The following is a 7,231-nucleotide window of genomic DNA, read 5'->3' as shown; positions in this document are numbered from 1 at the left end:
CCCCAATACTTCCCCCAAGATTGAACCAACGGCCGGGCCTATCCGGCCTGGGCTTGTTGGCCCTAGGGAATCCCCTGCCTTGTTGGGTGGAAACACCTACGCATAGAATTGGCGCCAATTTATGTGATTATTATTTTGACCACCGGCATACACCATGCGTCCGCCCGCAGCCATGGAAACGAGGAAATCATGCAGTCCAACGCAGCTCCCGCCATCCAACCCGACGCCGCCCGCGCGCGGGCCATATACGACCTGGGTCACAGCACCGTCTTTGCAGCCCGCACCGATCCGCGCTTTTCCTATTGCATGTATGTGCCGCCGCACATCGATACCGCCAAGCACCCGATGGAGCTGGTGGTGATCATGCACGGCACCGGCCGCGCTTTCGTGGAGTACCGCGACGCGTTCGCCGAGTTCGCGCGCTGGAACGACTGCATCGTGCTGTGCCCGCTGTTCCCCGTGGGGCCACTGGGTGACGGCAACCGCGACGGCTTCAAGCAACTGCGCGAGGGCGATATCCGCTACGACCAGATCCTGCTGGACATGGTGGCGGAAGTCGGTGAGAAATTCGGCCGCGATTTCAAGAAGTTCGGCCTGTTCGGCTATTCGGGCGGCGGCCAATTCGTCAACCGTTTCGCCTACCTGCATCCGGAAAGCCTGTGGGCCGTGTCGATCGGCGCGCCGGGCTCGGTCACGCTGCTGGACCCCAGCCAGGACTGGTGGGTAGGCGTGCGCGACGTCGAATCCCGTTTCGGCAAGGGCGTCGACATCGAGGCGCTCAAGCAGGTCGCCGTTCACATGATCGTGGGCAAGGCCGACCTGGAAACGTGGGAAATCACCCATCGTGAAGGCGGAAAATTCTTCATGCCGGGTGCCAACGACGCCGGCAGGACGCGCCCCGAGCGCCTGGAGGCGTTGCGCCGTTCTTTTGAAGCCCAGGGCGTGAAAGCAGAGCTGGATCTGGTGGAGAACGTGCCGCACGACGGGCTGAAGTGCGTGGGCCAGGTGCAGGACTTCCTGGCGCGCGCGCTGCGCAAGTTGCGACATGTTGATCATTGATATCGCCGGACGCGGACGCGTCGCGCAGCCGCGCGGCGTTCAGGACTAGGAGAGGGCCATGCTGCGTTTTGCGCTATCCCGAATTGTCATGGCGGTGCCGACCCTGCTGATCGTGGCGGTGGCGGTGTTCGTGATGATCCGGTTGATTCCGGGCGATCCCGCCCAACTGCTGTTGGGCGATCTGGCCACGCCGGCCGCGCTGGCGGACCTGCGTGCGCGCCTGGGGCTGGACCAGACCTGGCTGACCCAGTTCGGCATCTGGTTCGGCAACATGCTGCACGGCGATCTGGGGGCGTCCATCAACACCGGGCAGCCTGTGCTGCCCCTGGTGTGGGACCGCTTCCTGATCAGCGGGCGCGTCGTGCTGGTGGCGGTGCTGTTTGCCGCGCTGGTCGCCGTGCCCGCCGGCATGATCGCGGCCTGGAAGCAGAACAAATGGCCCGACCTGTTCCTGGTCGGTTCGGCGACCCTGCTGGTGTCCATCCCGACCTTCTGGCTGGGATTGCTGCTGCTGATCTTCTTCGGCCTGAAGCTGCAATGGCTGCCCGTGGTGGGCTATGTGTCCATCGGCGAAGACTGGAAAGCGGGCCTGCTGTACCTGGCCATGCCCATCCTGACGCTGTTCCTGCACGAGATCGGGGTGTTGATGCGCATGGCGCGCGCCAGCACGCTGGAAGTGCTGCGGCTGGACTACATCACCCATGCACGCGCCAAGGGCCTGTCCGAGTCGGCCGTGCTGATGCGCCACGCGTTCCGCAACGCCTTCGGCCCCACCTGGACGCTGATCGGCCTGGTGCTGGGTAATCTGCTGGGCGGCATCGCGGTGGTGGAAACGGTGTTCACCATTCCCGGACTGGGACGCCTGCTGGTGGACTCGATCTTCGCGCGCGACTACCCGGTGATTCAGGGCTGCCTGCTGTTCGTGGGCGTCGTCTACGTGATCGTGAACTTGCTGATCGACCTTTGCTATCCCATCTTCGACCCGAGAGTGACCGCCGAATGAAAAAGCGAATCGCAGCTAACGCGCTCCTGGGCGGCGTGATCGTCGGGGCGATGATCGTCGCGGCGGTCATGGGCGCTTTCTGGACGCCGCATGACCCGCTCAAGATCAACTTCGTCGCGCGGCTCAAGCCGCCCGGCGGTGACTTCCTGCTGGGCACCGACGAATTCGGCCGCGACGAACTGTCGCGCTTGTTGGCCGGGGCCGCAAGCAGCGTCTGGATCAGCCTGCTGACCGTGACGTTCGCCATTGTGGCCGGCACCGCCATCGGCACCTTGACGGGTTTCGTGCGTGGTTGGACCGACCGCATCATCATGGCATTCAACAACGCGCTGCTGGCCTTCCCGGGCCTGTTGCTGGCGTTGGGGCTGCTGGCCGTGGTGGGCGCCAACAAGTACGGCATCATCCTGGCGCTGGGCCTGGCCTACACGCCATCGGTGACGCGCATCGTGCGGGGCACGGTGCTGTCCCTGCGCGAAAAAGAGTTCATCGAATCGTCCCGGGTGCTGGGTAATTCCGAGCTCTACACCATGTTCCGGCATGTGCTGCCCAACTGCGTCGCGCCGTTGACCGTGCTGGCTACGTCCATGTTCGGCTGGGTGATCCTGGCGGAAAGCGCGCTGTCCTTCCTGGGCCTGGGCGTGCCGCCGCCCGCGCCGACCTGGGGCAACATGCTGGCCGCCGCGCGTCCGTTCATGGCGCAGGCGTCGTACCTATCCATTCTTCCCGGCCTGGCCATCGCGCTCGCGCTGCTGGGGATCAACCTGCTGGGCGACGCGGTGCGAGACCGTCTCGATCCCCGCATGAGGGGCGTGCAATGAGCGCACTGGTAGCAGTATCGAACCTGACCCTGACAGTGGGCGCAGGCGGCCGCGAGATCGTCAGCGGCGTGTCCTTCGAAGTCGCGCCGGGCGAAATGGTCGGCATTGTCGGCGAATCCGGCAGCGGCAAGACCCAGGCGGCGCGCGCCATCATGGGCCTGACGCCGGCGCCGCTGGTGGTCGCGGGCGGGGCCATTCTGTTCGAGGGCGTGGACGTGACGAAGGCCGATCCGGCCGTGCTGCGCAAGCTGCGCGGGGCGCGCATCGGCATGGTCTTCCAGGAGCCGATGACGTCGCTGAACCCGTCCATGCCGATCGGCCGCCAATTGGACGAAGGCCTGAAACTGCACCGCAAGTCCTTGTCCACGGCGCAGCGCCGCGAACGCATCCTTGAAATGCTGCGCCGCGTGGGCATCCGCGACCCCAAGGGGGCGATGGACGCCTGGCCGCACGAGTTCTCGGGCGGCATGCGTCAACGCATGATGCTGGCCTCGGTGATGCTGCTGGAGCCGGCGCTGCTGATCGCCGACGAGCCCACCACCGCCCTGGACGCGGTGGTGCAGCGCGACGTGCTGGAACTGATGGTGGACCTGACGCGCGAACACCACACGGCGGTGCTGATGATCAGCCATGACCTGCCGATGGTGGCGCGCTATACCGAGCGCATGGTGGTGATGCAGCACGGCAAGGTGCTGGAAACGGGCACGACCGCCGGCATCCTCGCGCGGCCGCAGCATCCCTACACGCGCAAGCTGCTGGACGCGATGCCCCGCCGCCTGCCGGCCCGCAAGCTGGCCCCGGAGGCGCCCATCGTCGAGGTCAAGAGCCTGGTGGTGGACTACGCCGGCCATCAGCGGCTGTTTTCCCGCACGGGCGCCAAGCGCGCCTTGAATGGCATCGACCTGCATGTTCAGCCGCGAGAGGTCGTGGCGGTCGTGGGCGGATCGGGGTCGGGCAAGACGACGCTGGGCCGGGCGATCGCCGGTCTGCTGGCGCCCACGTCCGGCCAGATCCTGTTCCGCAACCAGCCGGTAAGCCGGCGCTCGGCGGCCTGGCGCGACTACCGCTTGAATTGCCAGATGGTGTTCCAGGACCCGTACTCGTCGCTGGACCCGCGCATGACCATCGGCCAGCTGGTGGGCGAAGGCCTGCGCATGCTGGACAACATGTCTTCGGCGGACAAGCGCCGTCGCGTGGACGAGGTGTTGGCGGAGGTGGGCCTGGGGTCTGAGTACGCCAAGCGCTTTCCGCACGAAATGTCGGGCGGCCAACGCCAGCGCGTGGCCATCGCCCGCGCCATCGTGCGCCGGCCGGCGTTCGTGATCGCCGATGAACCCGTCTCCGCCCTGGACGTGACCGTGCGGGCGCAGGTGCTGGACCTGTTCGCCGATCTGCAGGAACGGCACGGCTTTTCGTGTTTGTTCATCAGCCACGACCTGGGCGTGGTCGAGCAGGTGGCGGACCGGGTGGTGGTGATGCGCGACGGCGGCATTGTCGAACAGGGCTCGCGCGACGCGGTGTTCGACCAGCCGCGGGAAGACTACACGCGCAGCCTGCTGTCGGCGATCCCGGCGCTGGAATCCACCGATACCGGCGGCGTGCGCCTGCGCTGGCGGCTGGACGGGCACGAACCCTTGCGGGCCATTGCGTGAGGGCAGGGGGAACCCTCTGCTATCGCCGCAAGGAGTTACGCCTAAAATACGCGTTTTGGAATTGATTGACGGGAGTGGGCCATGCCGAAAGCGCCGGCGACACAACCTGGCCTGGTTGACCGTATTGCCCATGATATTCAGTCGGGCGTGTATGGTCCCGGCGCCTGGTTGAAACAGATCGACCTGCAAGAACGCTATGACGCCAAGCGTCTGGACGTGCGGCGGGCATTAGACCAATTGGCCGCCAAGCGGGTGATTGCGCACATCCCGAACCGGGGCTATCACGTCCATGCGATGGACCCGGACCAGCACCTGCAGATCCGCGATATCCGCATCCTGCTGGAAACCGGGGCGGCGGCCGACCTGATGCCGAATGTCACCGCGGCAAAGGTGCGCGCGCTGCGCACCCTGGCCGAACGGTTCGCCAAGCTGCTGCATGACGGCACCTTGCTGGAGCAATACGAGGTCAATCTGGCGTTCCACGCAGGCATGTACGACCTGTGCGGCAACCGCGAACTGGCGGCGTTGATCCAGGAAACCCGCGCGCGCGGGCCCGCCGCGCCCGCCAAGGAATGGGTGACCCGTTCACGCATCGAGATCTCGGCCCGCGAGCACTTCGACATGGTCGACGCGCTGGAGGCGCGTGACGTGAAGCGGCTGCAAAAAATCATCGCCCAGCACGTGGGCCAGGATATCTCCTGACGCGGCGCAACGTGCCGGATTGCGCTTCGCCCACGCGGCGGCCCACCTGCAACGGGGGCCGCCGCGGTGTTTTTGGCGGGCGTTTCAGGGATACCCCCGATGGCGGCCCACCGTGGACTCTCCATAATTAGCAGATTATTTTGGCGCCAATATATGCGTGAATTCTGCGCCACACGCCGGGGAGTCTTTTCCATGCACCACCACTTTGTTCCCAGGGCGCTCGCGCTCTCCCTGGCGCTTGCCGCCGTCCCCGTCCACGCCGCCGTGCTGACCGTGGCGCAACCGGCGGACATCCGGTCGACCAACCCTGGCGTCAACCGCGATAACACCACCGACGGCGTCGTGCTCAACATCGTCGAAGGCCTGGTCGGCTACCGCGAGAACGGAACGGTTGGCCCGCTGTTAGCCAAGTCGGTGGACCTGTCGCCGGACGGCTTGACGTATACCTTCACGCTGCGCGACGGCGTCAAGTTCCACAACGACGCCACGCTGACGTCCGCCGATGTGATCTGGAGCTGGCAGCGCTACATGGATCCGAAGACGGATTGGCGCTGCCGCAGCGACTTCGATGGCCGCAATGGCCTGAAAGTCACCGACGTGTCCGCGCCCGACGCGAAGACCGTCGTCATGAAAGTGGACCGCAAGTCGGCGGTGTTCCTGGATTCGCTGGCCCGCACCGATTGCGGCATGACCGCCATCATTTCGAAAGATTCGGTCGCTGCCGACGGATCGTGGATCAAGCCCGTCGGCACGGGGCCTTATATGTTCAAGGACTGGAAGCGCGGCGAATACACCTTGCTGTCCGCATTCAAGGACTACGTGTCGCCCGAAGGCGATAAGCCGGATGGCTACGTCGGTTCCAAGCGTCCGCTGGTGGACGAGGTGAAGTTCCTGGTGGTGCCGGACCCGTCCACGTCCAAGGCCGGCCTGATGTCTGGCGCCATCGACGCCAGCCAGATCACCAACACCGATGTGGGCGAACTGAAAAGCGCCAAGAATCTGACGGTCTTCAGCCCGCACGATGCCGTCAAGCACGTGCTGCTGTTTCAGACCCAGGACCCGGTGTTGAAGAACGTGAAGGTGCGCCAGGCGATCGCCGCCGCGCTGGATATCCCGCAAGTCGTCGCCGCCGCGTCGGAGGGGCTGGGCCAATTGAACAACTCGGCGGTCTACGCCGGATCGGCCTACTACAAGCAAGCCGAAAAGCGCAGCTATCAGTACGACCCGGCGCGCGCGCAGCAATTGCTGAAGGAAGCGGGCTACAAGGGCGAACCCATTGTTATTTACGCCAACAAGCGCGCCCACGTGCCCAGCTATCAGGTGGCCGTGATCGCCCAGGCCATGATGCAGTCGGTCGGCATCAACGCCAAGATCGAGGTGCTGGAGTGGGCCACGCAACTGGACCGCTACAACACCGGCAAGTATCAGGTCAGCTCGTTCTCGTTTTCGTCCCGGCTGGACCCGTCGCTCAGTTTCGAGCAGTTCGCGGGCGACAAGACCAAGCAGCCGCGCAAGGTCTGGGACGACCCCGCCGCGCAAAAGCTGATCGACGAGAGCTTCCTGGAATCCGACCCGGCCAAGCGCCAGGCACTCTTCGACCAGTTGCACGCGCTGATGCTGGAACAGACGCCGATGCTGATGCTGTACAACGGCGCGGACGCCTGGGCCGTCGGCAAGCGCGTCGAGGGCTTCTCGGTCTGGGAAGGCAAGCCCCGCGTGTGGGAAACCAAAGTGGTAGAAGGAAAATAGGCCTGCGTGCGAAGCGAGCATCGCCACGACGCCACCAAACATGTATGCCGATTGTGGCCGCCCGCGCGGCCGCAATTCGGCGGGCGCCGCAAGACGCTTCACTAACCACGGGTCTGGCAGCGCCTCAATCCAAGACGCTGGTAGCCCGTCGGCGGCGCCACCCGGATGGCGCGCAACCTCGATGCGCCCGAGGGAATCTGAAGGCAGCGGCCGTAGGCCGCAACGAAGATGACGAGAGGGCAGTCCCG

General features: G+C 65.3%; 6 protein-coding genes. All 6 read left to right on the top strand.

Features of this window, described 5'->3' with window-relative positions; all coding sequences use genetic code 11:
• The first annotated feature begins 189 nt into the window (after positions 1 to 189).
• Entirely contained in the window at positions 190 to 1,059 is an 870-nt protein-coding gene (locus tag ACE039_RS21695) for an alpha/beta hydrolase family protein (protein ID WP_105555563.1), read from the top strand.
• Between the two features lie 58 nt (positions 1,060 to 1,117).
• On the top strand, positions 1,118 to 2,062 hold the full coding sequence (locus tag ACE039_RS21690; protein WP_169271225.1) for an ABC transporter permease: 945 nt from the start codon (positions 1,118 to 1,120) through the stop codon (positions 2,060 to 2,062).
• A complete protein-coding gene (locus ACE039_RS21685) occupies positions 2,059 to 2,880 on the top strand; it encodes an ABC transporter permease (protein ID WP_105555188.1) in 822 nt (273 codons plus the stop codon). The genes ACE039_RS21690 and ACE039_RS21685 overlap by 4 nt, the downstream gene beginning before the upstream one ends.
• On the top strand, positions 2,877 to 4,532 hold the full coding sequence (locus tag ACE039_RS21680) for an ABC transporter ATP-binding protein (protein ID WP_485823295.1): 1,656 nt from the start codon (positions 2,877 to 2,879) through the stop codon (positions 4,530 to 4,532). Before ACE039_RS21685 ends, ACE039_RS21680 begins: the two co-directional genes overlap by 4 nt.
• 81 nt (positions 4,533 to 4,613) lie before the next feature.
• Positions 4,614 to 5,234 (top strand): GntR family transcriptional regulator, encoded by a 621-nt coding sequence (locus ACE039_RS21675; protein WP_105555186.1) that lies wholly within the window; start codon positions 4,614 to 4,616, stop codon positions 5,232 to 5,234.
• Positions 5,235 to 5,426: 192 nt separating this feature from the next.
• Complete coding sequence (locus ACE039_RS21670) at positions 5,427 to 6,983, top strand: ABC transporter substrate-binding protein (protein WP_485823294.1); 1,557 nt, start codon at positions 5,427 to 5,429, stop codon at positions 6,981 to 6,983.
• Positions 6,984 to 7,231 lie beyond the last annotated feature (248 nt).

The sequence above is a fragment of the Achromobacter maghribensis genome (assembly GCF_057334215.1).
The sequence above is the reverse complement of the archived record's forward strand: the minus strand, read 5'-3'. Positions and strand labels throughout refer to the sequence as shown.

Coding starts and splice junctions, on each gene's coding strand:
- ACE039_RS21695 (WP_105555563.1), top strand. CDS start 190: ATGCAGTCCAACGCAGCTCCCGCCATCCAACCCGACGCCGCCCGCGCG.
- ACE039_RS21690 (WP_169271225.1), top strand. CDS start 1,118: ATGCTGCGTTTTGCGCTATCCCGAATTGTCATGGCGGTGCCGACCCTG.
- ACE039_RS21685 (WP_105555188.1), top strand. CDS start 2,059: ATGAAAAAGCGAATCGCAGCTAACGCGCTCCTGGGCGGCGTGATCGTC.
- ACE039_RS21680 (WP_485823295.1), top strand. CDS start 2,877: ATGAGCGCACTGGTAGCAGTATCGAACCTGACCCTGACAGTGGGCGCA.
- ACE039_RS21675 (WP_105555186.1), top strand. CDS start 4,614: ATGCCGAAAGCGCCGGCGACACAACCTGGCCTGGTTGACCGTATTGCC.
- ACE039_RS21670 (WP_485823294.1), top strand. CDS start 5,427: ATGCACCACCACTTTGTTCCCAGGGCGCTCGCGCTCTCCCTGGCGCTT.